The organism is Streptomyces broussonetiae, assembly GCF_009796285.1.
GTDB classification, from domain to species: Bacteria; Actinomycetota; Actinomycetes; order Streptomycetales; family Streptomycetaceae; genus Streptomyces; species Streptomyces broussonetiae.
In genome coordinates, this window is the sequence record NZ_CP047020.1 from 3,810,462 (window position 1) to 3,837,146 (window position 26,685).

The following is a 26,685-nucleotide window of genomic DNA, read 5'->3' on the forward strand; positions in this document are numbered from 1 at the left end:
TTAGCAGTATGAGCCACGACTCCACTGCCACGCCGGAAGCCGCGGCCCGGAAACTCTCCGGGCGCCGCCGCAAGGAGATCGTCGCGGTGCTGCTGTTCAGCGGCGGCCCCATCTTCGAGAGTTCCATCCCGCTGTCGGTGTTCGGTATCGACCGCCAGGACGCCGGGGTGCCGCGCTATCGACTGCTGGTGTGCGCCGGCGAAGAGGGTCCGCTGCGGACCACAGGGGGCCTTGAACTCAGCGCACCGCATGGGCTGGAGGCGATCTCACGCGCCGGGACGGTCGTCGTACCGGCCTGGCGTTCGATCACTTCGCCGCCACCGGAGGAGGCGCTCGACGCACTGCGCCGGGCGCACGAGGAGGGCGCCCGCATCGTAGGGCTGTGCACCGGCGCCTTCGTCCTCGCGGCGGCGGGCCTGCTGGACGGCCGCCCGGCGACCACGCACTGGATGTACGCGCCGACGCTGGCCAAGCGCTATCCGTCGGTGCACGTCGATCCACGAGAACTCTTCGTGGACGACGGCGACGTACTGACCTCGGCCGGTACGGCGGCCGGGATCGATCTCTGTCTCCACATCGTGCGGACGGACCACGGCAACGAGGCGGCCGGCGCGCTGGCCCGGCGCCTGGTGGTCCCGCCCCGCCGCAGCGGCGGCCAGGAGCGCTACCTCGACAGGTCTTTACCCGAGGAGATCGGCGCCGACCCGCTCGCCGAGGTCGTCGCCTGGGCGCTGGAACACCTCCACGAGCAGTTCGACGTGGAGACCCTGGCGGCACGCGCCTATATGAGCCGCCGTACGTTCGACCGCCGGTTCCGCTCGCTGACCGGCAGCGCGCCGCTGCAGTGGCTGATCACCCAGCGGGTGCTGCAGGCACAGCGGCTGCTGGAGACGTCGGACTACAGCGTGGACGAGGTGGCGGGCCGCTGCGGCTTCCGCTCCCCCGTCGCACTGCGCGGGCACTTCCGCCGCCAGCTCGGCTCCTCCCCCGCCGCCTACCGGGCCGCCTACCGGGCTCGCCGGCCGCAGGGCGACAAGCCGGTCGAGGGCGACCCGTCCGTGCCAGCGCCCGGCCAGCACTTCCCGCCCACCGGCCTGCCGGGCTCCGGCCCCATGGGCCATCCGCCGGCCCTGCTGCACACGGACCGGGACAGCGGGGTGCCGATGCAGAGCCGCCGCCAGGCGGCGGGCGCGGTGGGTCTCCTGCCGGGACCGCGCAGCGGTGGCTGAAAGAAAGCAGAGGTAGCTGAAGGAAGGAGGGGAGCGAGCGGGTGCTCGCTCCCCTCCTTCCTTCGGCGTCCCCAAGGGGCGCGGGGGCATACGCGGGGTCGTATCGGCATGCGGCTTTGCCGCGCGGGCGCGAGAGGCCACGACGGCGCCGCGGACGCGCCGGCGGCCCTTCTCGGCACTTCCCGCGGAGCACGGGGGCACCCAAAACCGGACGCCCGCTCTAGGGTGGTCGCATGAACGATCGCATGGTGTGGATCGACTGCGAGATGACCGGCCTCTCGCTGTCCGACGACGCTCTCATCGAGGTGGCCGCCCTCGTCACCGACTCCGAGCTGAACGTACTCGGCGAGGGGGTGGACATCGTCATCCGCCCGCCGGAGCGGGCGCTGGAGACGATGCCGGAGGTGGTGCGTCAGATGCACACCGCGTCCGGACTGCTCGCGGAGCTGCCGAACGGCACGACCCTGCAGGACGCCGAGGAGCAGGTCCTCGCGTATGTGAAGGAGTACGTGAAGGAGCCCGGCAAGGCCCCCCTGTGCGGCAACTCCGTCGGCACCGACCGCGGCTTCCTGCTGCGGGACATGCCGACCCTGGAGGACTACCTGCACTACCGGATCGTCGACGTGTCCTCCGTCAAGGAGCTGGCCCGCCGCTGGTATCCGCGGGCGTACTTCAACAGCCCGGAGAAGAACGGCAACCACCGGGCCCTCGCCGACATCCGCGAGTCGATCGCCGAGCTGCGCTACTACCGCGAGGCCGTTTTCGTCCCGCAGCCCGGCCCGGACTCCGACACCGCGAAGGCGATCGCCGCCAAGCACGTCCTGCCCGCGCAGTAGCGCCCGGAACGGTGCTCGCGAAAACATGTGCGCGAGCACCCCTGGGGACCCTGTAGACTTCTTCTCGGCCGGTCGGGGAAACGACAAGTTCCACCACCGGTCGTGGTGGGTGTAGCTCAGCTGGTAGAGCACCTGGTTGTGGTCCAGGATGTCGCGGGTTCGAGTCCCGTCACTCACCCTCACTGATCAGCCGGTGACCCGTCGCGAGACGGGTCACCGGCTGTTTTCGTTCGCCGGCAGCCGCAGCCGGAACAGGGCACCGCCACCCGGAGCCTGGTGGGCCGTCAGTTCGGCGCCGTGGGTGTGGGCGATCTGGCGGGCCATGGCCAGCCCCAGCCCGGAGCCGGGCAGGGCACGGGCGGTGCGCGAGCGGTAGAAGCGGTCGAAGACATGAGGCAGGTCGGCCGGGTCGATACCGGGGCCGTGGTCACGGACGGTGATCTCCAGCCGGCCGTCCTCCGGTGAGCGCAGCGCGGTCGCCTCGACGCGGCCGCCGGTCGGGGAGAACTTCGCCGCGTTGTCCAGGAGATTGGAGAACAGCCTGGTCAGACGGCTCGGCACGGCGGCCGTCAGGGTGGCGGTGGCCGACGGGTCGGTCTGCGAGACGAACGCGATGTGCGGCCAGTGGTCCCGGGCGGCGGCCACGGCGTGCTCCAGCAGATCCGTGGGCCGCACCAGTTCCAGGGCCTGCCGCGGCTCCTCGTCACGGGCCAGGTCGATGAGGTCGTTGACGAGATTGGTGACCTCCCGCAGCTGGCGGGTGAGGGCGCCGGTGGCGCGCTCCCGCTGGCGCGGGGTCAGCCGCTCCGCCCGGAGCAGGATCTCCGCGTTGGCGCGCAGCGCGGTCAGCGGGGTGCGCAGTTCGTGCGAGGCGTCGGCGACCAGGCGCCGCTGGGCGGCCAGGGACTCCTCCAGGGCGTCGAGCATGGTGTTGAAGCTGACCGCGAGCCGGGTGATCTCGTCCTCCCGGCCGCGCGGCCCGGGCGGCAGCTCGATACGGTGCCCGGCGTCGCGCGTGGCGGTGATCCGCTCCGCCGTCGAGGTCAGCCGGGCCACCGGAGCCAGCCCGGAGCGGGACACCCAGTAGCCCAGCAGCGCGGCCACCGGCACCCCGGCCCCGCCGATCACCGCCAGCAGCCCGGCGACCTGCCGCTCGGCCCGCCGTACCCCGTCCGAACGCAGCGCCACCTGCATCGCCAGGCCCTTGCCCGCGGGCGTGGTCAGCACCCGCACCGGATGGCCGGCCACCGAGGCCGTGCTGTAGTACGGCGCGCGCTCGCCGCCCGCGACCCGGCGCACGGCGTCGGTGACGGGCAGCAGATAGCTCTCCTTCGGGTCGTCCGCGGCCGAGGCGGGCACGAGCTGGGCGCACGCGGGCGCGGCCAGATAGCGGCACTCGCCGGCCTGTACGCCGGGCCCGCTGCCCTGGTGCTGCTGGATCGCCAGCGTCGCCGCCTGGGTGAGCTGGAGGTCGAACTGCCGGTTCAGGGTGTAGACGGTCACGGCATACGCGCCCGCGCACACCGTCAGCGCCACACCCGCCACCGCCGCCGAGGCGGTGAGCGCCAGCCGGCGGCGCAGCGGCGGGCGGCGGTGCCGACGGGGGCGGGACCAGAGGCGGGGGCCGGCCCATGAACGGGAGCGGGAGCGGGGGCGGGTCATCGCTCGTCCAGGACGTAGCCGACGCCGTGCACGGTGTGGACGAGCCGCGAGGCACCGCCCGCCTCCAGCTTGCGACGCAGGTAACCTACGTACACGGCAAGGGAGTTGGAATCCGGGCCGAGGTCGCGGCCCCATACCCAGCGCATGATCGTCTCCCGCTCCAGGACCTGTCCGGGGTGGCACAGCAGCAGGTCCAGCAGGGCCCACTCGGTGCGGGTGAACTCCAGCCGCCGGCCCGCGCGCACCGCCGAGCGGCTCTCGGGGTCCGTGACCAGGTCGGCGAAGCACAGCCCGCCCGGCTGGGCGTTCTCGCCGGGGCCGGCGCGGCGCAGCAGGGCGCGCAGCCGGGCCGCCAGCTCGTCCAGCGCGAACGGTTTGACCAGGTAGTCGTCCGCACCCGCGTCCAGGCCGTCCACCCGGTCACTGACCGCGTCGAGCGCGGTGAGGACCAGGATCGGGGTACGGTCGCCGAGCGCGCGGAGCTGCCGGCACACGGCCAGCCCGTCCACCACCGGCATCATCACGTCGAGCACCAGGGCGTCCGGCTCCCAGTCCGCGACCGCCGTGAGCGCCTGATGGCCGTCCGCCGCGCCCCGGACGGTGAAGCCCTCCAGCGTCAGCCCGTCCTCCAGGGCGGCCCGTACCTCCGGGTCGTCGTCCACCACCAGCACCCGCCCGAAGGCGCCGCAGGACTGGTCCGAAGCTGCGTCGTTCATGGCCCCAGCCTGCCAAACCGCTCTCTTAGAAGCCTCTTAGAACATCGCGCGAGCGTGCCGGGCATGGACACTCCGCTTTCCGTCGTGATCGGTGCCGGGGGTACCGGCGGCCACATCTATCCCGGGCTCGCGCTGGCCGAGGCGCTGCGCCGCCGGGTGCCCGACGCGGTGATCTCCTTCGTCGGCACCGAGCGCGGCCTGGAGACCCGGCTGATCCCCGAGGCCGGGTACCGGCTGCACACCGTCGACATGATCCCCTTCGACCGCTCCCTTGGGGCGAAACGTTTCACCTTGCCGGCGGCGCTGCTGAAGTCGGCCGGGCAGTGCCGGGCCGTCCTGCGGGAGCAGCGCGCGCAGGTCGCCGTCGGCATGGGCGGCTACCCGAGCGCCCCCGTCATCCTGGGCGCCCGTTTCGCCGGACTGCCCAGCGTCATCCACGAGTCCAACGCGGTGCCCGGCCGGGCCAACGCCTTCGCCGCCCGGCTCACCCCGCACGTCGCGCTCGCCTTCGAGGCGGGTGGCGCACAGCTGCCCGCGGCCACCAGGCCCGACCTGGTCGGCATGCCGCTGTCCGGCCCGCTGGCCGCCCTCGACCGGGCGACCGAGCGCGAGGACGCCCGCCGGGAGCTGGGGATCTGCGCCCGGACCCGGCTGCTGCTCGTCAACGGCGGCAGCCTGGGCGCGGCCCGGCTCACCGAGGCGGCCCTCGGGCTCGCCGAGCGCTGGCGGGAGCGCACCGACGTACGGCTGCTGATCAAGACCGGCCCGGCGGCCCTGGACGCGGCCCGCGCCCGGCTGCGCGCCACCGGAGCCGACCGCGTCGCCGAGGCGGTGGCCTACCTGGACCGGATCGACCGGACCTACGCCGCCGCCGACCTCCTGGTGTGCCGCGCGGGCTCGGCGACCGTCGCGGAACTGGCCACCATCGGCCTGCCCGCCGTACTCGTCCCGTATCCGCACGCCCCGGGCGACCACCAGACCCACAACGCCCGCACCCTCACCGCGATCGGCGCGGGTGTGCTGCTGCCGGACGAGGAGACCACGGCCGCGTCCCTCGACGCCCTCGCCGGCTCCCTGCTCGACGACCCGCGCCGGCTGCACGCCATGGGCCACGCCGCCGCGGCGGCCGGCGTCGGCGCACTGCACCGGGACGCGGCCGACCGGCTGGCGCGCAGGGTCCTGAGGCTCGCCGGGCACCCGGTGCCCGCCCCGCTCCCCGTCGCCTTCTGAGAAACCCCGCAGTCCCGCAGTTCCTCACCACGAACGAGAAAGGCCCCACCATGTCCACGACCGAGTTCTTCCACGGCCGTACCGTCCTCGTCACCGGAGCCGAAGGGTTCATCGGCTCCACCCTGGTCGACCTGCTCGTCGGACAGGGCGCCACGGTCCGCGCCCTCGTCCACTACAAGCCGTACGCGGAGAAGGGCAACCTCGCCCGGCTCCAGGACCACCCCCAGGTCGAGCTGATCGCGGGTGACGTACGCGATCCGGGCCGGGTGATGGACGCCGTGGCCGGCTGCGACACCGTCTTCCACCTCGCCGCCCTCATCGGCATCCCGTACAGCTACGACTCGCCGGGCGCCTATGTCGCCGTCAACGTCACCGGTACCGAGAACATCGCCGAGGCCTGCCGCCGCCACCGGGTGCGCCGCCTGGTGCACACCTCCACCAGCGAGGTCTACGGCACCGCGCTGACCGTCCCGATCGCCGAGGACCACCCGCTCCAGCCCCAGTCGCCGTACTCGGCCTCGAAGATCGGCGCCGACATGATGGTCCTCTCCCACCACCACGCCTTCGACCTGCCCGTGACGGTCGTCCGCCCCTTCAACACCTACGGTCCCCGCCAGTCCGCCCGTGCCGTGATCCCCACGATCCTCGCCCAACTGCACTCCGGTGCCCGGGAGATACGCCTCGGCTCGCTGACCCCGACCCGTGACTTCACGTATGTCACCGACACCGCGCGCGGCTTCCTCGCCCTCGCGCAGTGCGACCGGGCGCTCGGTGACGTCGTCAACCTCGGCACCGGCGAGGAGATCGCCATCGGCGACCTGGCCCACAAGCTGATCGCCGTCTCCGGGCGGGACGCGGAGATCGTCGTGGACGAGGCGCGGCTGCGCCCGGCCGGCAGCGAGGTCCACCGTCTGCTGTCGGACAACTCCCGGGCCCGCACCTGGGCGTCCTGGAAGCCGGAGGTCTCCCTCGACGAGGGCCTGCGCCGCACCTCCGACTGGATCCGCGGCAACCTGCACCTCTTCGCGCCCGGCCGCTACGCGGTCTGACCGCCTGCCGCGGATACGAGAAGTCGAGGAAGGAGCGGCATGAGCCGCCATACGAAACGGTCCGTGCACAGGCGCCGGCGCGCCCGCCCCGGCCGCCTGCGCCGGGCCGCCCTGGTCCTGACCGCGCTCGTCCTCGCACGGCTGTCGTACGGCTCGGGCGGCCAGGGGGCGTCGTTCCGCACGGCCGGCCTGATCCGAACGACACCCCCTGACCGTCGCGGGGTGGGGCAGGCTTCCCGCCGCCCCGAACCGGCAGCACGAAACAGCCGTGACACGGCCGACAGCCCGCGGGTCCGGACGCGTTCACGTGGACGCTCACCACAGCCGCGTCCGCTCACAGCCGCCACCGCACACCACTACGACGACGCCCGCACCACCAGTTCCGTGGGCAGCACCGCATGGCGCCGCTCCAGCTCGCGGGAGGTCGCCGGACGCCGGTCGGCGATCTCGGCGAGCAGCAGGTCGATCATCGCCCGGCCCATCTCCTCGATGGGCTGGCGGACGCTGGTGAGCGGGGGGTCCATGTGGCGGGCGATGGCGGAGTCGTCGTAGCCGATCAGCGCCACGTCGTCGGGGATGCGGCGGCCCGCCTCGCGCAACGCCTGGCGGGCGCCGGCCGCCGTCACGTCCGAGCCGGCGAAGACCGCGTCCAGGCCGGGATGCCGCTCCAGCAGCACGGACATGGCCCGGCGACCACCCTCCTCGGTGAAGTCACCCGGTTCGACGAGGAGTTCGTCCACCCCCCAACCCGCGTCGCGCAGGGCGTCGCGGTAGCCGTCGACGCGGCGCTGGGCGCCGTAGACGTCGAGGCGGCCGGTGATGTGCGCGATCCGGCGGCGGCCCCGCGCCAGCAGGTGCTCGACCGCCGAGCGGGCACCGCCGTAGTTGTCCGAGTCCACCGAGGTGAGCGCCTCGCCCGCCGAGCGCGGGCCGCTGATCACGGCCGGGATCTCCAGCTGGCCCAGCAGGTCGGGCAGCGGATCGTCGGCGTGCACCGAGACCAGCAGGACGCCGTCCACGCGATGCGCCGCCAGATACTGGGCCAGACGCTGCCGCTTGCGGTCGTTGCCCGCAAAGGTCAGCAGCAACTGCATCTCGGTGTCGGCGAGTTCGGCACCGACACCGCGCAGCATGTCCGAGAAGTACGGCTCCGCGAAGAAGCGGGTCTCCGGCTCGGGGACCACCAGGGCGATGGCGTCGGTGCGGTTGGCCGCGAGGGCGCGGGCCGCGGTGTTGGGGACGTAGCCGAGTTCGGCGACCGCCGCCTCGACCGCGGCCCGGGTGGCGTCACTGACCCGGGGCGAGCCGTTGATCACCCGTGAGACCGTGCCCCGGCCGACCCCGGCCCGGGCGGCGACCTCCTCGAGCGTGGGCCGCCCGCCGCTCCGGCCCCGCGCTCCCTGGCTTGCCATGGGCTCCGCCTCTCTCGACCGTGTCGCATCCCTGGCTGGAATCTAACAGCCCTGGCCAGAGCGCCGCCCCGGCCGAGCGGCCCCGCCCGAACAGCCCAGGACGGCCCGCCGACGCTCAGACAACTGAACACACCCCTCCACGTCCGCTCCCTTGACACCCCGCCCCCGAGCGGCGACTCTTCAACACATCACTTGTGGGAGCGCTCCCACACTACCTGACATCTACATGTCCCGCACGTTCCCCGCCCGAGCCGCAGCGAGCAACAGACGGGCCCAACAGTGCAGTTGGCCGGGGGGTCGGCACGTCAGGCAACAGGAGGACGCAATGCGCACGAGCATCCACCGGTCCCGCAGGCTGGGGGCCCTCGCGGCCGTGGCCGCGCTGACCACGGGGCTGCTGACCGGTTGTGCCAAGGACAGCGGCGGCAAGTCCGACACCTCCGACGGCGGCGGCAAGGGCAGCACCACGATCACCCTGGGCCTGTTCGGCACCATGGGCTTCAAGGAGGCCGGTCTCTACACCGAGTACGAGAAGCTGCACCCGAACATCACGATCAAGGAAAACGTGATCGAGAAGAACGAGAACTACTACCCGGCCCTCGTCAACCACCTCACCACCAACAGCGGTCTGCAGGACGTCCAGGCCGTCGAAGTCGGCAACATCGCCGAGGTCGTGCAGACCCAGGCGGGCAAGCTCGAGGACCTGTCCAAGGTGCAGGGCGTGGACAAGGGCAGCTGGCTCGGCTGGAAGTGGCAGCAGGCCACCACGGCGAGCGGCCAGACGGTCGGGCTCGGCACCGACATCGGCCCGATGGCGATCTGCTACCGCAAGGACCTGTTCAAGGCGGCCGGGCTGCCGACCGACCGGGACCAGGTGGGCAAGCTGTGGGCGGGCGACTGGAGCAAGCTCGTCTCGGTCGGCGAGCAGTATCAGAAGAAGGCCCCCAAGGGCACCACCTTCATGGACACGCCCGGCGGACTGCTGAACGCGATCCTCAGCAGCCAGAGCCAGAAGTTCTACGACTCCTCCGGCAAGGTCGTCTACAAGACGAACCCGGCCGTGAAGCAGGCCTTCGACCTGACCGCCAAGGCCGCCCAGGAGGGACTGCTCCAGGCGCAGACCCAGTTCCAGCCCGCCTGGGACCAGCTGATCTCCAACGTCAAGTTCGCCTCGGTGGCCTGCCCGCCGTGGATGCTCGGCTACATCAAGGGCAAGTCGAAGGCGGACGCCGCCGGCCAGTGGGACGTGGCCCAGGCCCCGCAGGCCGGCAACTGGGGCGGCACCTTCCTGACCGTGCCCAAGTCCGGCAAGAACGTCACCGAGGCCGAGAAGTTCGTGACCTGGCTGACCGCGCCCGCCCAGCAGGCCAGGCTCTTCGCCGTCCAGGGCAGCTTCCCGAGCGCGCCGTCGGCGTACGGGATGTCCCAGGTGACCGGCGCCAAGAACGAGATGACCGGTGACGCCCCGATCGGCACGATCTTCGCCCAGGCCGCCAAGTCCATCCCGCTCCAGCCGATCGGCCCGAAGGACCAGATCATCCAGCAGGGTCTGACGGACAACGGCGTCTTCCTGGTCACGAAGGGCAAGTCGGCCGCGGACGCCTGGAACACGGCCACCAAGACCATCGACAACAACCTGGAGCAGTGACCGGCATGGCCACCCGGCACCACACCGCCGCGCCCCCCGTAGGGGAGGGGGGCGCGGCCCCGGCCCACTCGCGCGCCGCATCGGACGCCGGCGAGCGGCGACGGGCCCGGCTGTCCCGCCGCTGGCAGCGGGACGTGCGATGGAGCCCTTACGCCTTCGTCTCCCCCTTCTTCCTGCTCTTCGTGGCGTTCGGCCTGTTCCCGCTGCTCTACACGGGCTGGGCCTCGCTGCACACGGTGGAGCTGACCGCGCCCACCGACATGCGGTGGGCGGGGCTGCACAACTACACCCGGATCTTCGACGACGACTTCTTCTGGAACGCGGCGAGGAACACCCTGACCATCGGGGTCATCTCGACCGTCCCGCAGCTGGCGATGGCGATGGGCCTGGCCCACATCCTCAACTACAAGCTGCGCGCCTCGACCTTCTTCCGGGTCGTGATGCTGGCGCCGTACGCGACCTCGATCGCCGCCGCCTCGCTGGTCTTCGTGCTGCTCTTCGGCCGTGACTACGGCATGATCAACTGGGCGCTGCACTTCGTCGGCATCGGCCACATCGACTGGCAGAACGACAAGTGGCCCTCGCAGATCGCGGTCTCCTCGATCGTCGTCTGGCGCTGGACCGGCTACAACGCGCTGATCTACCTGGCCGCGATGCAGGCCGTCCCGCAGGACCTGTACGAGTCGGCCGCGCTGGACGGGGCCAACCGCTGGCAGCAGTTCTTCCATGTGACGCTGCCGCAGCTGCGCCCGACCATCCTGTTCACCTGTGTCGTGTCGACGATCGGGGCCTCGCAGCTGTTCGGCGAGCCGCTGATGTTCGATGCCAACAAGGGCGCCTCCGGCGGTGCCGAGCACCAGTTCCAGACGCTCGGCCTGTATCTGTACGAGCAGGGCTGGGTCAACCAGCACCTGGGGCGCGCCTCCGCGATCGCCTGGACGATGTTCCTGATCCTCATCGTGATCGGGATCGTCAACTACGTCATCTCGCGCCGTCTGCGCGAGAGTGGTTAGGAGTACGGCCGTGACGACGACCCTGACCCCGACCGAGGTGAGAGAGCCTCGGCGGACCCGGAGGCCCAAGTCGGCGCGGGCCGGCGGGACTTTGCACGCGGGCCCCTTGGGGTACGCGGTCCTGGTCCTCTTCTCGGTCGGCTCGCTGTTCCCGCTGGTGTGGACGGCGATCGCCGCGTCCAGGGACAACAACAGGCTGGCCGAGACCCCTCCGCCGTTCTGGTTCGGCTCGAACCTGATGCACAACCTGAACGTCGCCTGGAACGACGCCAACCTGGGCAAGGCGCTCGTCAACACCACGTTCGTGGCCGGGGTTTCGGCGGCGACGATCGTGTTCCTGTCGACGATCGCCGGGTTCGCCTTCGCCAAGCTGCGATTCCGGGGCCGTAACGCCCTGATGCTGATCGTGATCGGCACGATGATGGTGCCGCCGCAGCTCAGCATCATCCCGCTGTACATGATGGTCGCCAAGCTCGACTGGACCGACCAGCTGCAGGCGGTGATCCTGCCGTCGCTGGTCAGCGCGTTCGGGGTGTTCTTCATGCGGCAGTACCTGATGCAGGCGCTGCCGGACGAGCTGATCGAGGCGGCCCGGGTGGACGGCGCGGGCAGCTGGCGGGTGGTGTGGCACATCGTGTTCCCGGCGGCCCGGCCCGCGATGGCGGTCCTCGGGATGCTGATGTTCGTACAGACCTGGAACGACTTCCTGTGGCCGTTCCTCGTCCTCACCCAGAACGGCAGTCCGACCGTACAGGTCGCGGTGTCCGCCCTGGGCCGCGGCTACACCCCCGACCAGTCCCTGATCATGGCGGGCGCGCTGCTCGGCACGCTGCCGCTGCTCCTCGTGTTCGCGGTCTTCGGCAAGCAGATCGTGGGCGGGATCATGCAGGGCGCGGTCAAGGGCTGACCGCCCGCGTCCACCTGAGGGAGCCGGGCCACCGCCGCCCCGGCTCCCTGACCCTCCTTCACCTCACCGGTCTTCGACCACTTCATATGGGAGCGCTTCCATGCCTGAATCCGCCTCCGCCCTGCCGTCCGTACCCCCCGTGACGTTCCCGCCCGCGTTCCTGTGGGGCGCGGCGACCTCGGCGTACCAGATCGAGGGGGCGGTGCGGGAGGACGGCCGCACCCCCTCGATCTGGGACACCTTCAGCCATACGCCGGGCCGGACGGCCGCCGGCGAGACCGGTGACATCGCGGTCGACCACTACCACCGCTACCGCGACGACGTGGCGCTGATGGCGGAGCTGGGCCTGGGCACGTACCGCTTCTCGGTCTCCTGGCCCCGGGTGCAGCCCACCGGCCGGGGCCCGGCGGTCCAGCGCGGCCTGGACTTCTACCGCCGGCTGGTGGACGAGTTGCTGCGGCACGGCATCATGCCGACGCTCACCCTCTACCACTGGGACCTGCCGCAGGAGCTGGAGGACGCGGGGGGCTGGCCGGAGCGGGACACCGCGCTGCGGTTCGCCGAGTACGCACGCCTGGTAGGCGAGGCGCTGGGCGACCGGGTGGAGCTGTGGACCACCCTCAACGAGCCCTGGTGCAGCGCCTTCCTGGGCTACGGCTCCGGGGTGCACGCACCCGGCCGCACCGATGCCGCGGCCTCGCTGCGGGCCGCCCATCACCTCAACCTCGCCCACGGGCTGGCGGCTTCGGCGTTGCGCTCGGTGATGCCCGCCCGCAACCGGATCGCGGTCAGCCTCAACTCCTCGGTGGTGCGGCCGAAGTCGCAGGAGGCGGCCGACCTGGCCGCGGCCCGCCGGATCGACGACCTGGCCAACGGGATCTTCCACGGTCCGATGCTGCACGGCGCCTACCCCGAGTCGCTGTTCGCGGCGACGGCGTCGGTCACCGACTGGTCGTACGTCCTGGACGGAGATCTGCGCACGGCGGGCGCCAAGCTGAACGCGCTGGGCCTGAACTACTACACCCCGGCCCTGGTCTCGGCCGGATCCGGCGAGGTCACCGGCCCGCGGGCGGACGGCCACGGCGCCGGCGACCACTCCCCCTGGCCGGGCGCCGACGACGTGCTGTTCCACCAGACACCGGGCGAGCGCACGCAGATGGGCTGGACGATCGACCCGACGGGCCTGTACGACCTGATCATGCGCTACTCGCGCGAGGCGCCGAATCTCCCGCTGTACGTCACCGAGAACGGCGCGGCCTACGACGACAAGCCCGACCCCGACGGCCGCGTCCACGACCCCGAGCGCATCGCCTATCTGCACGGCCACCTGTCGGCGCTCCGCCGGGCGCTCACCGACGGCGCCGATGTGCGCGGCTACTACCTGTGGTCACTGATGGACAACTTCGAGTGGGCGTACGGCTACGGCAGGCGGTTCGGCGCGGTGTACGTGGACTACACGACGCTCAAGCGCACCCCGAAGTCGAGCGCACGGTGGTATGCGGAGGTGGCACGGACGGGAACGCTGCCACCGGTGGCCTCCGCCACCTGACGAGGGAGGGGGCGCGGCCCGCCGAGGAGCCGGACACGGCCGTCGCAGGGCCGGGCGCGGCCGTCGGGGAGCGGGGCGCAGCCGCCGCGGAGCCGGGCACGGCCGTCGTGGGGCAGGGTGCGTACCGGGCCGGGCACGGCACCCTGGAGGGATGCCGCGCTCGGTCCACAGTGCAGGAGCGGTCAGTTGAAGGCGCCGAACGCCTTCGAGAAGGCGAACTTGTCCTGGACGATGGAGCTGCAGGTCGGGTCGGCGGAGTTCTTCGCGCCGCCGTCGCACTGCTTGTCGCGGGCGGCGGACCACATCGACAGGCCGCCGAGGCCCTTGGACTTGGCGAAGCCCACCAGCTGTGTGGCGTCGTCGACCTTGAAGATCTCGGAGGAGACGTCGTTGACACCGATCATCGGGGTGACCGCGACGGCCTTCCAGGCGGCCGAGTCGGACAGCCCGAGCACGCCCTTGATCTGGGCCTGGGTGGCGGTGGCGGCCTGCTGGGCGTAGTCGCCCATGTCGCCGCTGTACGAGGAGCCGTAGTCCATCGCCATGATGTTGACGGTGCCGATCTTCGCGCCGTTGGACTTGGCGTTCGACAGCAGGTTCACGCCGTCCTGGGTGAGGCCCTCGGGCATCACCGGGAGGGTGAAGGAGACGTCCAGGCCCGGGTGCTGCGCCTGGAGCTTCGCTATCGCCTGCGCCCGCAGGGTGTTCGCCGCCGTGTTCGGCAGCGCGCCGCCCTCGACGTCGAAGTCGACCTTGGTGAGCTTGAAGGCGTCGATCACCTTGCCGTACGCCGCCGCCAGCGCGTCGGCGGAGGAGCAGGTGGTGGCCAGCTCGGAGCCGGAGGCGCCGCCGAAGGAGACCCGGACGTCACCGCCCTTGGCGCGCAGCGAGCCGATCTGCGCCGCCACGGCGTCGCTGGTCACGTCGGTCACGCCGCCCCACTTGGGGGTGCAGCCGCCGCCGTCGGTGATGAAGGCGAGGTTGTAGTTCTTCACCCCGGTCGCGTCCGCGGCGCCGACCAGGTCGAAGGCCGGGTAGAGGGAGGTGTCGACGTAGGGGGCGAAGCCGGCGGAGGCGGTGGTGCCGCTGCCGCTGCCGGTGGTCTGCGAGGCGGTCGGGGTCGGGGTCGCGCTCTGGGTGGGGGTGGAGGTCCTGGTGGCGGTCGGGGTGGGGGCCGGCGACGGGGTCCCGGTCGGACGTCCGCTCGGCTCGGGAGTGGCGCCGCCGTCCGCGGAGCACTGGCTGTTGTCGATACGGCAGCCGGTCGGGGCGCCGCTGCCGTCGACCACGAAGCCCACCGTCACCGACTTGCCCGGGGCGAGGCCTTCGGTGTCCCACTTCGCCGGCCTGACGGTGACGTGCGAGCCGCTCACGCTCGACTCGCCGTTCCACAGCGAGCTGAGCCTGGCACCCGCCGGGAGGTCGAACTCCAGCGTCCAGGACTTCTCCTGCGCGCTGCTGTTGTTGGTGACGACGTACTGGGCGGTGTAACCGGTCGACCAGTCGCTGGTCCTGGTGTACGCGGCGTTCACACCGGCCGCGTTCGCGGTGCCGGTGAGCAGGACCGCGCCGCCGCCGACGACGGCTGCGGCCACGAGGCCGCCGATCGCCTTGTTCCTGCCACTGATCCTGCGCCGGTGCGTGCTCATGCGCGTGCCTGCCTTCGCTGTTCACGGGGGGTGGGGTGCGGCAGCACGCTAGCGATTCGGAATCGGACAAACCGCCTGATCGGGGCGGCGGTTGAAGACCTTAGGGTGCCTTTAAGGAAGGGATCGGGGACGGTTAATGGTCGAGACCGGTCGGGACCGGTTTGCCCGATCGGCGCCTGCGCACCGACCCGCGGTGCCCGCGCCCCACCGGCCGCCGTCCGTCCAGCTGGAACCAGATCCGCACCTCGGTGCCGCCCAGCACCGAGGAGCCGATCCGGACGTCGCCGCCGGTGGACTCGGCGAGCCGGCGCACGATGTCGAGGCCCAGGCCGGTCGAGCCGGCGCTGCCCGAGCCGCGGCCCCTGGCCATCGCGGCGTCCGGGTCGGGTATGCCGGGGCCCGCGTCGGAGACCAGCACGATCACCGCGTCCTCGCCGTTGTGCACGTCGACCGCGAAGGCGGTGCCCTCGGCGGTGTGCCGGAAGACGTTGCCGAGCAGGGCGTCGAGAGCGGCGGCCAGATCGGCGCGGGCCACGGGTATGCGCACCGGTCCGTCCACGCCGGCCACCCGCCACTTGCGGCCCTCGTCCTCGGCGAGCGCGGACCAGAACTCCATGCGCTCGCGCACCACCCCGGCCGCGTCGCACCCGGCGCCGGGCAGGGCCGCGGCCGTCTGCGGCTTGGCCTCGCGGGCCGTGCGGATGATGGTGTCGACCTCGCGCTCCAGCTGGGCGACGGCCGCCCGGGTCTGCTCGGCCGCCGGTCCGGCCCCGAGAGAGGCCGCGTTGAGCCGGAGCACGGTCAGCGGGGTGCGCAGCCGGTGCGAGAGGTCGGCCGCCAGCTCGCGCTCGTTCGCCAGGAGTTGGACGACCTGGTCGGCCATGGAGTTGAACGCGACGGCCGCGAGCCGGAGTTCGGTCGGCCCGTCCTCCGGAACCCGGGCGCCCAGCCTGCCCTCGCCCAGCTCGTGCGCCCCGCGCACCAGCCGCTGCGCGGGCCGCACCATCCGCACCCCGAGCCGGTCGGCGACCGCGACCGAGCCGACGATCAGCGCGAGGCCGACGGCGGCGAGCACAGCCCAGGCCGTGCCGACGCCGTTGCTCACCTCGGACTCGGGGACGTAGACCTCGACGACCGCGATGGTGCCGGAGCTGAGCGCGACCGGCTGGAGCAGCGTGGAGCCGCCGGGCACGGAGGACGTGGAGGCCCGGCCCATTCTTCGTACCGCCTGGATGTCGCGGTCGGCCGCGCGCTGTCTGCCGAGGTCGAGCGCGGGGCGGCCGTCGGCGGCGGCCAGGTGCACGGCCATCCCTGAGTCGGCGCCCGCGGAGGCCACCACCCGCTCCAGCTTGTCCCGGTCGGTGGTGATGGACAGCGCGGGCGCGACGGCGGCGGCCTCCCGCTCGGCATTGGAGAACGCCCGGTCCCGGGCCATCTCCTTGACGACCAGCCCGAGCGGGACCGCGAAGGCGACCACGACCATCGTGGTGACCGCCAGGCAGACCTTGACCAGGGCCCACCTCATCGCGCCGGCCCCCCGACCCCGTCGGCCCCGTCCTCGACAGGCGGTTCGATCTTCACGCCCACGCCCCGCAGGGTGTGCAGATAGCGCGGCCGGGCGGCCGTCTCCCCCAGTTTCCGGCGCAGCCAGGACAGATGGACATCGATGGTCTGGTCGTCACCGTAGGACTGCTGCCAGACCTCGGCGAGCAGTTCCTTGCGCGGGACGACGACCCCGGGCCGACCGGCCAGGAAGGCGAGCAGGTCGAACTCGCGGCGGGTGAGGTCGAGGCGGGCGCCGTCCAGCTCGGCCTGGCGGCGCAGCGGGTCCACGGTCAGACCGCCGACCCGCAGCACCGGGGAGGGCGGGGCCTCGGCGCCGGCGGCGCGGGAGCGGCGCAGCACGGCAGCGATCCGGGCGGAGAGGTGCTCGACCGAGAACGGCTTGGTCAGATAGTCGTCCGCCCCGGCGTTGAGCAGCCGGACTATCTCCGTCTCGTCGTCCCGGGCGGTGGCGATGATGACCGGCACGTCGGTGATGCCGCGCAGCATCTTGAGCGCCTCGGAGCCGTCCAGGTCCGGCAGTCCGAGGTCCAGGATGACCACGTCGAAACGGAAATGGGCGACCTCGCGCAGCGCCTCCAGTGCCGTACCGACACTGCGCACGGTGTGTGCGGCGTCGGTCAGATGCCGGATGAGCGCCGAGCGTACGAACTGGTCGTCCTCGACCACGAGCACACTTGCCATGCGCCGCACCGTACGCCATGCGGACCGACCCGGTCCGGGCCTGTGGACAACTCCGGGCTTGTGGACAACCCGTGTGGGTCGTGAGGCAGTATGGCCCCCGATGCGCAGAGGACTCGTACCGGTGATGGCGTGGCTGCTCGCGACGGGAGCGGCGGTGACGCTGTCGTGGTGGGGTGTGCACACGGTCATGGCGGGCACGGCGTACGACCCGCCGCGGGCCCTGCCGATCACGGACGGCGACGCCACCACGCAGGGCTCGAAGGCCCTGGCCCCGCCGACGCCCCGGCCGTCCCCGTCGAAGCGGCCCTCGACGGGCCCGGCGACGCCGTCCCCCACGCCCACGCGTCCGCCGAGCCCCTCCGCCTCCGCCACGGCCACCGCATCCGGCCAGGTCAAGGCGTACGACACCACCGGCGGCCGGGCGGTGTTCGAGCTGGGCACGGCCGACGCCACGCTCGTCTCGGCGACCCCGGGGACCGGCTGGTCGATGCAGGTGTGGAAGACCGCGACCTGGATCCGGGTGGAGTTCAGCCGGGGCACGGACCGGGTGTCGGTGTTCTGCACCTGGCACGACGGGCCGCCGCATGTGGAGGTCGGGAACTACTGACCGCGGCGCCGATCGGCGCGGGAGGCTCAGCGGAACACCGAAGGCGGCGGCGCCGGGGAGGCCACGGCCGCCGCGTCCGTCACGGGAGCCGCGCCGCCGGTGAAGTCGGTGAGCGGCTTGCCGTGTTCGACGCGGCCCGGGTGCGGGTCGGAGGCGGCGCGCCGGGTGAGTTCGGCGAGCGGCAGCGGGGCGTCCGAGGCCACGAGGATCGCGTTGCCGAAGCGCTTGCCGCGCAGGACGGCCGCGTCGGCGATCAGCGCGAGTCCGGCGAACCGGGCGGCGGCGGTGGCGATCTGGCCGCGCAGATGTGTGAGCGGCGGGCCGTCGGCGAGGTTCGCGGCGTAGACCCCGGACGGCTTCAGCGCCCGGCGGACCTCGTCCAGGAACTCGGTGGAGGTCAGATGCGCCGGGGTGCGGGTGCCGCTGAAGACGTCGGCGATGATCAGGTCCGCCCAGCCGTCCGGCACTTTGCCGAGCCCCGCGCGCGCGTCCGCCGAACGCACCCTGATCCGGGCGTTCGGATCCAACGGCAGCTCCCTGCGCACCAGTTGGACCAGGCTCGCGTCCTGCTCGACGACCTGCTGGGTGGCGCGGGGCCGGGTGGCGGCCACATAGCGGGCGAGGGTGAAGGCGCCGCCCCCGAGGTGCACGACGTGCAGGGGCCGGCCGGGCGGGGCGGCGAGGTCGATGACATGGCCGAGGCGGCGCTGGTACTCGAAGGAGAGATGTGCGGGGTCGTCCAGGTCGACGTGCGACTGGGGCGCACCGTCGACCAGCAGGGTCCAGGCCCGGCCGCGGTCCGGGTCGGGGACCAGCTCGGCGAGCCCGCCGTCGACCGCCTCCACCACGGCCTCGACGGCCGCTGCCCTGCGCCGTGTGTGCCGTGTTTTCGCGGACGCCCTGACCATCGGACCATTGTCGCAGGTGCCGGGGCCGGGTGCCTCAGCGGCGGCTGTCGGCCGCCTCGATCAGCCGGGCCGCTTCCCCGAGCGCCTTGCGCAGCACCACCGGGTCGGTGGCGAGGTCGGCCTCGCCGGGCGGCAGCAGCCAGTCGGAGCCCTCGACCGGCGGCTCGGGGTTGAGCCGCATACCGCGCCCGTCGGTCCCGGTGCACGTGCTGCCCGGTACGTCCCAGCAGGCCGCGGTGCCGGCCGGGACCAGGAAGCCGAGGGTGTCGCAGCCGTCGTCGTGCAGGACGGGCCCCACCGACTCACCGGAGCCGCGCCGCAGGATGTCGACCGCCTCCAGCCCCTGCCGGGCGGGCACCGTCACGAGGTCGCAGCCCGCTGCGTCTTCGTCGTCCCCCTCGTCCGGCGAAGGCGACGGTGGCGTACAAGGTTCGTTGCTCTGGCTGGTCTCCATGCCGGCCTCCACCACACAGCACTGTTGCGGTCCAACCGATTCAACGCGCGAGCCCGTCAACGGCTACGGCACAAGTGCGCCGCAAAGGATGGCACTTCATGGCAGATCGTGGATGAGATATCCGGTTTGTAGCCAAACAGCGCGTGGCGGGTCCGTCACAGCGGGTACGTTCATGCCCGGTTCGACGGTTCGCACGAGAGGACCGGCCATGGCGTCGTCAACCGTGACCTCGTCACAGCCCGAACGGCCACCCCGGCCCAACCTCGCCTTCCGGCAGTTGCGCGGCAGGCGGTCACCGGCCGAGTTCGCGGCGCTCGTACGGCGCGCCGCGCGCGAGATCGGTGAGCGGGTGAGCTGTGACGCGCGCTACGTCGGCAGGGTCGAGGCAGGCGAGATCCGCTGCCCGAACTACGCCTACGAGCGGGTGTTCCTGCACATGTTCCCCGGGCGCACGCTCACCGACCTGGGCTTCGCGCCCCGCTCGTCCGTCCGCGGCCGGGCGGCACGCCCGGCAGCGGACGCCCCCGGTGAGTCACCGGGGACCTGCGATCCGTATGAGTCGCAGGACCACCTGGAGCACACGTACGACCAGCAGGACCCGCACCGCCTGTACGACCCGCACGAGCCGTATGACCCGCACGAGCCGTACGAGAACGACCACCTGAACCACGAGGAGAGCGACGTGCTGCGTCGCGCATTCATGACCGGCGGAGGCGCCACGGTGGCCGCCGTCACGCTGGGCCCATGGGGGCTCACCACGGACGCCGCGGCCGCGATCAGGCCCCCGGGGCGGCCCGGCACCCCCGAGGTGACCGCGGTCGAGGAGGCCGTACGCCGCATCCGGCTGCTCGACGACCGGCACGGCGCGGACGGCCTCTACCGGCGCGCGGCGGCTCCGCTGCGCGCGGCCTTCGCGCTGCTGGACGCCGGCGCCACCCGGCAGACGACCGCCGACCGGCTGCACTCGGGCGCCGGCGAACTGGCCATCTCCGTGGGCTGGTTGGCTCATGACTCCGGCCGCTCCGAGGACGCCCGCTCGCACTACGCGGAGGCGCTGGCCACGGCCCGTATGACCGGGGACGCGGGACTGGAGGCGCACGCCTTCTGCAACACCGCGTTCCTGGCACGGGACGCCGGCCGCCCCCGGGAGGCGGTCCGCGCGGCGCAGGCCGCCCAGCGCGCCGCCCGCCCCCTCGGCTCACCCCGCCTGCTGTCCCTGCTCGCGCTGCGCGAGGCGGGCGGCTGGGCGGGGCTCGCCGACCGCACCGGCTGTGAGCAGGCTCTCGCCCGGGCCCATGCCCTCTTCGCGCGGGGGCACTGCGCAGCCGACCCCGAGTGGATGAGCTTCTACGGCGAGGCCGAGCTGGAGGGGCTGGAGGCGCAGTGCTGGTCGACGCTGGGCGACTGGCGGCGGGCGTCGCGGCACGCGCGCCGGGCGGCGCATCTGCAGGATCCTCACTTCACCCGGAACATCGCGCTGTACACCGCCGAACTGGCCGACGACCTCGCCCGCGAGGGCCGTCCCGACGAGGCGGCGCAGGCGGGGCTGCGCGTGCTCACCTTGCTGGACCAGGTCCAGTCCTCCCGTATTCAGAGCATGCTGGCCGGTACGGCACGGGTTCTGCTGCCGCACCGGCGGGCGTCGGGGGTCTCCGACTTCCTGGACCGGTATGCCTCCGTGCCGAGGGCGGGCAGGGTCTGACCAAAGGGGGCGGAGTGCGGGTGCGTTGTGGTTGCTCGCGCAGTCCCTGCGCTCCTGCCCCTTGGGGTGCGCCTCCTAGACCGCCAGGTGCCCCGTGTCGTTCCAGCTCTCGATCGCCGGCTCCCCGTAGGCCCAGCCCAGGACCGACAACGAGGTCGGGTTGAGGCGGATGCGGGCGGCGAAGTCCAGGGGCAGACCCAGCCAGCGGGCGCCTATGGAGCGCAGGATGTGGCCGTGGGCGAAGACCAGGACGTCGCGGTCGGCCGAGCGGGCCCAGTCGACGACGGCGTCCGCGCGCGCGGTGACCTCCGCGACGGTCTCGCCCTCGGGCACCCCGTCCCGCCAGATCAGCCACCCCGGCCGCAGGGCCTGGATCTCGGCCGGCTTCAGGCCCTCGTAGGCACCGTAGTCCCACTCCATGAGCGTGTCCCAGGGGGTGGCACGCTCGCCGAAGCCGGCCAGTTCGCAGGTCTCACGCGCGCGCAGCAGCGGGCTGGTGCGCACCTCCACGTCGGGCAGCCCGTCCAGCGGGGTGCGGTAAAGGCGCTCGCCGAGCAGCTTGGCTCCGCGCCGGCCCTCCTCCAGCAGCGGAACGTCGGTCCTGCCGGTGTGCTTGCCGGACAGTGACCATTGCGTCTGTCCGTGCCGGGCCAGCAGGATGCGCGGTGCCATGGGAGACCTTTCCGGGTGCGAAGGGAACCCCTCCATCATCGCTCACCCCGTACCGGGGCAACCCCGTGGGCGATCTCGGCGTCTTCGAGGGCTGAGCGCCCGCGCGGCCGCATCGCCTGGGCGAACGCTCGGGCAACCCTCGAGCGAAGAGGGAGTGCCCGCAGAGGCGATGTACGGACGCCGTAAAGTGGCACGGTCGCCCTGCGGGGCGGGCCGCACCGCAAACGAGGGGGAGGACAGCCGGATGCCGCAGACCGAGACACCGGGCACCGAGGGGGCCCCGTCTGCCCGGCTGCGCTGGTGGACCGAGCTGCCGCTGATCCTGCTGGTCTACGGCTGCTACTCGGCCGGCCGCCTGCTCGCGCGCGGTGACGTCGCCTCGGCCGTCGACCACGGCCTGGCGATCCTGCGCTTCGAGAAGGCCCTGCACCTGAACGCCGAGCACCCGCTCAACCGGCTGTTCACGCGCGAGCCCTGGCTCGGTGTGCCGGCCGACTTCTGGTACGCCTCGCTGCACTACCTGATCACGCCCGCCATCCTGGTCTGGCTGTTCACAGCCCGCTCCGAGCACTACCGGCGGGCCCGCACCTGGCTGATGACGTCCACGTTCATCGGTCTGATCGGCTTCACACTGGTGCCGACCTGCCCGCCCCGACTGCTCTCCGCCGGACAGGGCTTCGTGGACACCATGGCCCACTACAGCTCGTACGGCTGGTGGGGCGGCGAGGCCAGCGCCCCGCGCGGGCTGGGCGGAATGACCAACCAGTACGCGGCGATGCCGAGCCTGCACGTCGGCTGGGCGCTGTGGTGCGGCGTGATGCTGTGGCGGCACGGCGGCACGCGCGTGACGAAGGTCTTCGGTGTTCTCTACCCGCTGGGCACCGCGCTCGTGGTCATGGGCACCGCCAACCACTACTTCCTGGACGCGGTCGCGGGCGTCGCCGTCATGGGCGTCGGCCACCTGCTGGCGCCGCGCGTGATGCGGGTTCTGGACTGGCTGCGGGCCCGCCTGTTCCCGCGCCGCACACCGGCCACGGACGGCACGGGCTCCCCGATTGTCAGTGGCGGATGCCAGACTTCCGCGGGTGAGCGAATTCCACGGCAGCGCGAGTCGCGGCCCGGCGCCGGGGCCGAAGCGGACACCTCCCCCAGCGACGAGGGAGAAGGGGCTGCGGCACCGGCTCGCTGAGCTGCGCGGTCCCGACGTACCGGCCAAGGCCCTGGACGCGCGTGCCCTCGCGGCGCTCGCCGCCAACCCCGGCTGCCGCAGACGGGCGATCCTGGACGGCGCCGGGGTGGACAAGGCACGGCTGGCGAGCGCGCTGGGCGCGCCGTCCGGCTTCGGGCAGTCGCAGTTCGCGCTGACCCGGGGCAACGCGTTCGAGGCGCGGGTGAAGGCGGACGGCGGCGCGGAGCTGCTGCGCCTGGCGCACGCCCGGCTCGACCCGGCCGCGGAGCCGCCGGAGGGTGCCGCCGTGCCCGACCTGAGCGCGCACGGCCCGCAGGGGCGTACGGCGCGTACGGCGCTGGCGTTGCGGGAGGCCACGCGCGCGGGCGGCTGGACGCTGCTGGACCACCCGATGCTGGCGCTGGACGTGGCGGGCTCGCTCGCCTTCCTGGAGCCGGACGCGGTGGTGGTGCACCCCGACGGCAGCTGGTCGGTGGCGGAGATCAAGTCCTTCCCGATGCTGGACGGTGCGGCGGACCCGTCGAAGGTCGGCGCGGCGGCCCGCCAGGCGGCGGTGTACGTGCTGGCCCTGGAGGAGGTCGCCGCCCGGCTCGATCCGCCCCCGCGCGTGCGGCACCGGGTGCTGTTGGTGTGCCCCAGGGACTTCTCCAACCTGGCGACCGGATCCGCCGTGGACGTGCGCAAGCAACGGGCGGTCACCGCCCGCCAGCTGGCCCGGCTCACCCGGATCGAGGAGATCGCCGAGGCCCTGCCCGAGGGCACATGCTTCGCGCCCGAGCGCAGTGCCGAGGAGCTGACGGCGGCCGTGGCCGCGGTCCCGGCGGCGTACGCGCCGGAGTGCCTGGCCGCGTGCGAACTGGCCTTCCACTGCCGGGACCGCGCGCACGAGGCGGGGGCCGTCACCCGCCTCGGCCGGCCACTGCGCGCCGAGCTGGGCGGCCTGGCCACGGTCGAGGACGTCCTCGCCGCGGCCCGGGGCGAGAGCGGCGACCCGGACGACCCGGCGGTGGCAGCCCTGCGCCGGGCCGCCGCGCTGCGTGCCGAAGCGCTGGAGGGGGTGGCCGCATGTCGTTGATCACCACCCTCGCCCGGCTCGAGGCCGTCGGCAGCGGCCGGGCCCGGCCCGTCGCGACCGTCCGGCACCGGCACCTGTCCGAGCGCCCCCTGGTGTTCGTGCCGCTCACCACCGCCGGTGAGGCCGGCGCCCCGCTCGGCGCCCTGGTCGGCACCGACCGCGACGCGCCCCGCCTGCTGGTCGTACCGCAGCCCCGCGACCGTGACCTGCGGTTCGGGTTCCTAGCCGAGCTGGCGGACGTCGTCCTGCCGTACGTCGACGCGCACGCGCAGTCCGTGGAGGCGGCCGAGCGCACCGAGACCGACCCGCAGACCGGCAAGCGGGTCAAGGTCGAGGTGGAGCTGTGCGCGGACGCGCCCCAGCTGATCGTGCCGAGCCGCGCGGGCCTGGACTTCGTCCGGCTGCTCGGGCGTTCCATGCGGTTTCGCCGTACGGCCGAGCAGGACCCGCAGACTCCCCATCCGGCGCCGCCGCGCGTCCCGTTGCTGGGCCGCTGGCTGACCCACTACGGCGAGCGGGCCCGGGTCCCCGGCTCCTCGCTGCTGCTGGCCCTCACGGATGTGCTGTCCCGACACTGGGCGACCGGCCAGTCCGGCCTGGAGGACCAGCATCTGGGCGCGCTGCTCGCCTGGATCGACCCTCCCGGGGGGACGTCCGGTGCCGAGGCCGCGCGCGCTGCCGAGCTGGCCCGGGACGCCGACGGCCAGCTGCGGTGTCCGCCGGCCGGCCCGGCCACCGACCCGGCGTTCGACAACAGGCTGCTGGCTCCCGCGATCGAGCGCTACGACCGCGCGCGTGCCGCGCTCGCCGCCGCCGAGGACGCCGTGGCCGCCGACGACCGGCTGGCCGCGCTCACCGTGGCCGAGCGGGAGATCCGCGACCTGGTGGAAAGCCGCACCCGCCCCACCTGGGACGCGGTGTGGCGGGGCCTGGACCTGCTGCGGGCGCTGCCGCAGGGGGCGCATGTCGAGGAACGCTGGACGCGGGACCGCTGGTCGTTCACCGGGCACCGGGACCGGGTGCTGGCCGGCGAGCCCCCGCAGCCACGCCGGGACGACGCGGTGACGGCGGCGAACAAGCTGGCCACGCGCGAGCGTGAGCAGGCCCGGCTCGAGGCGCAGGAGGCGCTGGACGACCCGCTGGTGATGGCGGGCCGCAGGCTGGCCGGGGAGGCGTTCGCGGGTGAGGTGATCGATGTCGTCATGGCGTACAGCGAGGGCAAGCGGCCGAGCCCGCGTCCGCTGGTGACGGTGCGCACGGACGACCGGCCGCAGTCGGCCGAGCGGGCGAAGGTGTACCGCTCGCTGGGCGGCAAGCCGCAGGCGGCGGAGGTCGCCGGGCAGGAGGCCGACGGGGTGCTGGTGCTGCGCGTCCTGGACAAGATGGGACGTGGCAGGGAGCCGGAGCCGGGTTCGGTGCCGCAGAAGGGCGACCGGCTCTGCTTCACCCTGTTCGAGCACGAGCAGCGCGGCGGCCCGAAGCTGCCCGATCCGGAGGAGACCCCGTGGACGCACGGCGGCCCGCCGGGCGAGGCCGCGCCGGAGGCGCCCGACGCCGTGACCGAGGAGGACGTGCTGTGACGACGGTCGACTTCGACCCCGGGGCCGCCGCCGCCCGCGCCACCGACGCGATCCTGCACGACACCCTGCACGGCAGCGAGCGCGGTGTGGTGGTGGACTCGCCACCGGGCGCCGGCAAGTCGACGCTCGTGGTCCGCGCGGCCCTCGAACTGGCCGGTGCCGGGCGCCCGTTGATGGTGGTGGCGCAGACGAACGCCCAGGTGGACGACCTGGTCCTGCGGCTCGCCGAGAAGAGTCCGCAGCTGCCGGTCGGCCGCCTGCACAGCAGCGACGCGGACGCCTACGACCCGGCGCTGGACGGCCTGCCCCACGTCCGCACGTCCGCGAAGGCGGCCGACCTCAAGGGCCTTCCGGTCGTCCTCTCCACGGCCGCGAAGTGGGCCCATGTGACGGTGGACGAGCCCTGGCGGCACGCGATCGTGGACGAGGCGTACCAGATGCGCTCGGACTCCCTGCTGGCCGTGGCCGGCCTGTTCGAGCGGGCGCTGTTCGTGGGCGACCCGGGGCAGCTGGACCCGTTCGCGATCGTCGGCAGCGAGCAGTGGGCGGGCCTGTCGTACGACCCGTCGGCCTCGGCGGTGACCACGCTCCTGGCGCACAACCCGGCCCTTCCCCAGCACCGCCTGCCGGTCTCCTGGCGGCTGCCCGCCTCGGCGGCGCCGCTGGTTTCGGACGCGTTCTACCCCTACACCCCGTTCCGCAGCGGCACCGACCACGGCGACCGCCGCCTCGCCTTCGCCGTCCCCTCGGACGGCTCCGGCCCCGACCGGGTGATCGACGAGGCGGCGGACTCCGGTTGGGGTCTGCTGGAACTGCCCGCCCGGCACACCCCGCGCACCGACCCGGAGGCGGTCCGCGCGGTGGCCACGGTCGTACGGCGCCTGCTCGAGCGCGGCGGAGCGGCGGTCTCCGAACGCGCGCCGGACCCTTCCCCCCTGACCGCCGAGCGCATCGCCGTCGGCACGGCCCACCGCGACCAGGCGGCGGCGGTCCGCACGGCCCTCGCCGAGCTGGGCGTGGCGGACGTGACGGTCGACACGGCCAACCGTCTCCAGGGCCGTGAGTACGACGTCACGGTCGTCCTGCACCCGCTCTCCGGCCGCCCCGACGCCACCGCCTTCCACCTGGAGACCGGCCGCCTGTGCGTCCTCGCGTCCCGGCACCGCCACGCGTGCATCGTGGTCTGCCGCGCCGGCGTGGGCGACCTCCTGGACGACTACCCGTCCACGGAACCGGTCCAGCTGGGCACGCTGGTGAAGTTCCCGGACGGCTGGGAGGCGAACCACGCTGTCCTCACCCATCTGGCGGAACACCGGGTGCTCTGGCGGCCGTGAGGCCTTGGGGCGGTACT

At 73.0% G+C, this 26,685-nt stretch carries 23 protein-coding genes and 1 tRNA gene; 15 read left to right on the plus strand and 9 right to left on the minus strand.

Annotation, left to right across the window (positions count from 1 at the left end; translation table 11 throughout):
• Positions 1-8: 8 nt before the first annotated feature.
• From GQF42_RS17650 to GQF42_RS17660, 3 genes are all read left to right on the plus strand, one after another.
• Entirely contained in the window at positions 9-1,229 is a 1,221-nt protein-coding gene (locus GQF42_RS17650; RefSeq protein WP_158921057.1) for a helix-turn-helix domain-containing protein, read from the plus strand.
• Positions 1,230-1,462: 233 nt separating this feature from the next.
• Positions 1,463-2,065, plus strand: coding sequence for an oligoribonuclease (gene orn, locus GQF42_RS17655; RefSeq protein WP_158921059.1), 603 nt, complete (start codon positions 1,463-1,465; stop codon positions 2,063-2,065).
• 105 nt (positions 2,066-2,170) lie between these two features.
• Positions 2,171-2,243: transfer RNA gene (locus tag GQF42_RS17660), tRNA-His, on the plus strand.
• Between the two features lie 35 nt (positions 2,244-2,278).
• Here GQF42_RS17660 and GQF42_RS17665 read toward each other — a convergent pair.
• Positions 2,279-3,727, minus strand: coding sequence for a sensor histidine kinase (locus tag GQF42_RS17665; protein ID WP_158921061.1), 1,449 nt, complete (start codon positions 3,725-3,727; stop codon positions 2,279-2,281).
• Positions 3,724-4,443: a response regulator transcription factor gene (locus GQF42_RS17670; RefSeq protein WP_158921063.1), complete on the minus strand. Its 720-nt coding sequence runs from the start codon at positions 4,441-4,443 to the stop codon at positions 3,724-3,726. The genes GQF42_RS17665 and GQF42_RS17670 overlap by 4 nt, the downstream gene beginning before the upstream one ends.
• Positions 4,444-4,506: 63 nt before the next feature.
• Here GQF42_RS17670 and GQF42_RS17675 point away from each other — a divergent pair, with 63 nt between their 5' ends.
• Together GQF42_RS17675 and GQF42_RS17680 are read left to right on the plus strand one after the other, a co-directional pair.
• Positions 4,507-5,673 carry a UDP-N-acetylglucosamine--N-acetylmuramyl-(pentapeptide) pyrophosphoryl-undecaprenol N-acetylglucosamine transferase gene (locus GQF42_RS17675; RefSeq protein ID WP_158921065.1) on the plus strand — a complete coding sequence of 389 codons (1,167 nt, stop codon included), beginning with the start codon at positions 4,507-4,509 and terminating at the stop codon, positions 5,671-5,673.
• Positions 5,674-5,723: 50 nt separating this feature from the next.
• Complete coding sequence (locus tag GQF42_RS17680; RefSeq protein ID WP_158921067.1) at positions 5,724-6,722, plus strand: SDR family NAD(P)-dependent oxidoreductase; 999 nt, start codon at positions 5,724-5,726, stop codon at positions 6,720-6,722.
• A 356-nt stretch (positions 6,723-7,078) separates the two neighbouring features.
• Here GQF42_RS17680 and GQF42_RS17685 read toward each other — a convergent pair whose 3' ends face one another.
• On the minus strand, positions 7,079-8,134 hold the full coding sequence (locus GQF42_RS17685) for a LacI family DNA-binding transcriptional regulator (protein ID WP_158921069.1): 1,056 nt from the start codon (positions 8,132-8,134) through the stop codon (positions 7,079-7,081).
• Between the two features lie 325 nt (positions 8,135-8,459).
• On the opposite strand from GQF42_RS17685, the gene GQF42_RS17690 reads away from it, so the two are divergent.
• The 4 genes from GQF42_RS17690 (at position 8,460) to GQF42_RS17705 (ending at position 13,251) form a co-directional block, all read left to right on the plus strand.
• Positions 8,460-9,782 (plus strand): ABC transporter substrate-binding protein, encoded by a 1,323-nt coding sequence (locus GQF42_RS17690; protein WP_158921071.1) that lies wholly within the window; start codon positions 8,460-8,462, stop codon positions 9,780-9,782.
• Positions 9,783-9,787: 5 nt separating this feature from the next.
• Positions 9,788-10,795 (plus strand): carbohydrate ABC transporter permease, encoded by a 1,008-nt coding sequence (locus tag GQF42_RS17695; RefSeq protein ID WP_158930262.1) that lies wholly within the window; start codon positions 9,788-9,790, stop codon positions 10,793-10,795.
• A 10-nt stretch (positions 10,796-10,805) separates the two neighbouring features.
• Positions 10,806-11,702, plus strand: a complete 897-nt coding sequence (locus GQF42_RS17700) for a carbohydrate ABC transporter permease (RefSeq protein ID WP_158921073.1) — start codon at positions 10,806-10,808, stop codon at positions 11,700-11,702.
• A gap of 100 nt (positions 11,703-11,802) precedes the next feature.
• On the plus strand, positions 11,803-13,251 hold the full coding sequence (locus tag GQF42_RS17705; protein ID WP_158921075.1) for a GH1 family beta-glucosidase: 1,449 nt from the start codon (positions 11,803-11,805) through the stop codon (positions 13,249-13,251).
• A gap of 182 nt (positions 13,252-13,433) precedes the next feature.
• On the opposite strand, the gene GQF42_RS17710 is transcribed toward GQF42_RS17705, so the two are convergent.
• The 3 genes from GQF42_RS17710 to GQF42_RS17720 all read right to left on the minus strand — a co-directional run bounded on the left by GQF42_RS17710 (position 13,434) and on the right by GQF42_RS17720 (position 17,147).
• Entirely contained in the window at positions 13,434-14,900 is a 1,467-nt protein-coding gene (locus tag GQF42_RS17710; protein WP_158921077.1) for a glycoside hydrolase family 18 protein, read from the minus strand.
• Between the two features lie 133 nt (positions 14,901-15,033).
• The gene (locus GQF42_RS17715) at positions 15,034-16,425 is read right to left on the minus strand and encodes a sensor histidine kinase (protein WP_158921079.1); all 1,392 of its coding nucleotides are present in this window, start codon (positions 16,423-16,425) and stop codon (positions 15,034-15,036) included.
• Positions 16,422-17,147 (minus strand): response regulator transcription factor, encoded by a 726-nt coding sequence (locus GQF42_RS17720; protein WP_158921081.1) that lies wholly within the window; start codon positions 17,145-17,147, stop codon positions 16,422-16,424. Before GQF42_RS17720 ends, GQF42_RS17715 begins: the two co-directional genes overlap by 4 nt.
• 100 nt (positions 17,148-17,247) lie before the next feature.
• Here GQF42_RS17720 and GQF42_RS17725 point away from each other — a divergent pair, with 100 nt between their 5' ends.
• Positions 17,248-17,754: a hypothetical protein gene (locus tag GQF42_RS17725; RefSeq protein WP_158921083.1), complete on the plus strand. Its 507-nt coding sequence runs from the start codon at positions 17,248-17,250 to the stop codon at positions 17,752-17,754.
• A gap of 26 nt (positions 17,755-17,780) precedes the next feature.
• Here GQF42_RS17725 and GQF42_RS17730 read toward each other — a convergent pair whose 3' ends face one another.
• Both GQF42_RS17730 and GQF42_RS17735 read right to left on the minus strand, forming a co-directional pair.
• Positions 17,781-18,662 (minus strand): spermidine synthase, encoded by an 882-nt coding sequence (locus GQF42_RS17730; RefSeq protein WP_158921085.1) that lies wholly within the window; start codon positions 18,660-18,662, stop codon positions 17,781-17,783.
• Between the two features lie 34 nt (positions 18,663-18,696).
• On the minus strand, positions 18,697-19,116 hold the full coding sequence (locus GQF42_RS17735; RefSeq protein ID WP_158921087.1) for a hypothetical protein: 420 nt from the start codon (positions 19,114-19,116) through the stop codon (positions 18,697-18,699).
• Positions 19,117-19,324: 208 nt separating this feature from the next.
• On the opposite strand from GQF42_RS17735, the gene GQF42_RS17740 reads away from it, so the two are divergent.
• Positions 19,325-20,818 carry a hypothetical protein gene (locus tag GQF42_RS17740; RefSeq protein WP_199272712.1) on the plus strand — a complete coding sequence of 498 codons (1,494 nt, stop codon included), beginning with the start codon at positions 19,325-19,327 and terminating at the stop codon, positions 20,816-20,818.
• A 75-nt stretch (positions 20,819-20,893) separates the two neighbouring features.
• On the opposite strand, the gene GQF42_RS17745 is transcribed toward GQF42_RS17740, so the two are convergent.
• Entirely contained in the window at positions 20,894-21,490 is a 597-nt protein-coding gene (locus tag GQF42_RS17745) for a histidine phosphatase family protein (RefSeq protein ID WP_158921088.1), read from the minus strand.
• Between the two features lie 244 nt (positions 21,491-21,734).
• Between GQF42_RS17745 and GQF42_RS17750 the strand changes: the two genes are divergently transcribed.
• From GQF42_RS17750 to GQF42_RS17765, 4 genes are read left to right on the plus strand one after another with little or no spacing between them, the layout of a single operon-like run.
• Positions 21,735-22,679, plus strand: a complete 945-nt coding sequence (locus GQF42_RS17750) for a phosphatase PAP2 family protein (protein ID WP_158921090.1) — start codon at positions 21,735-21,737, stop codon at positions 22,677-22,679.
• The gene (locus tag GQF42_RS17755; protein ID WP_407699497.1) at positions 22,576-23,754 is read left to right on the plus strand and encodes a hypothetical protein; all 1,179 of its coding nucleotides are present in this window, start codon (positions 22,576-22,578) and stop codon (positions 23,752-23,754) included. Before GQF42_RS17750 ends, GQF42_RS17755 begins: the two co-directional genes overlap by 104 nt.
• Complete coding sequence (locus tag GQF42_RS17760) at positions 23,745-25,334, plus strand: hypothetical protein (protein WP_158921092.1); 1,590 nt, start codon at positions 23,745-23,747, stop codon at positions 25,332-25,334. The genes GQF42_RS17755 and GQF42_RS17760 overlap by 10 nt, the downstream gene beginning before the upstream one ends.
• Entirely contained in the window at positions 25,331-26,668 is a 1,338-nt protein-coding gene (locus GQF42_RS17765; RefSeq protein WP_158921094.1) for an AAA domain-containing protein, read from the plus strand. Before GQF42_RS17760 ends, GQF42_RS17765 begins: the two co-directional genes overlap by 4 nt.
• Positions 26,669-26,685 lie beyond the last annotated feature (17 nt).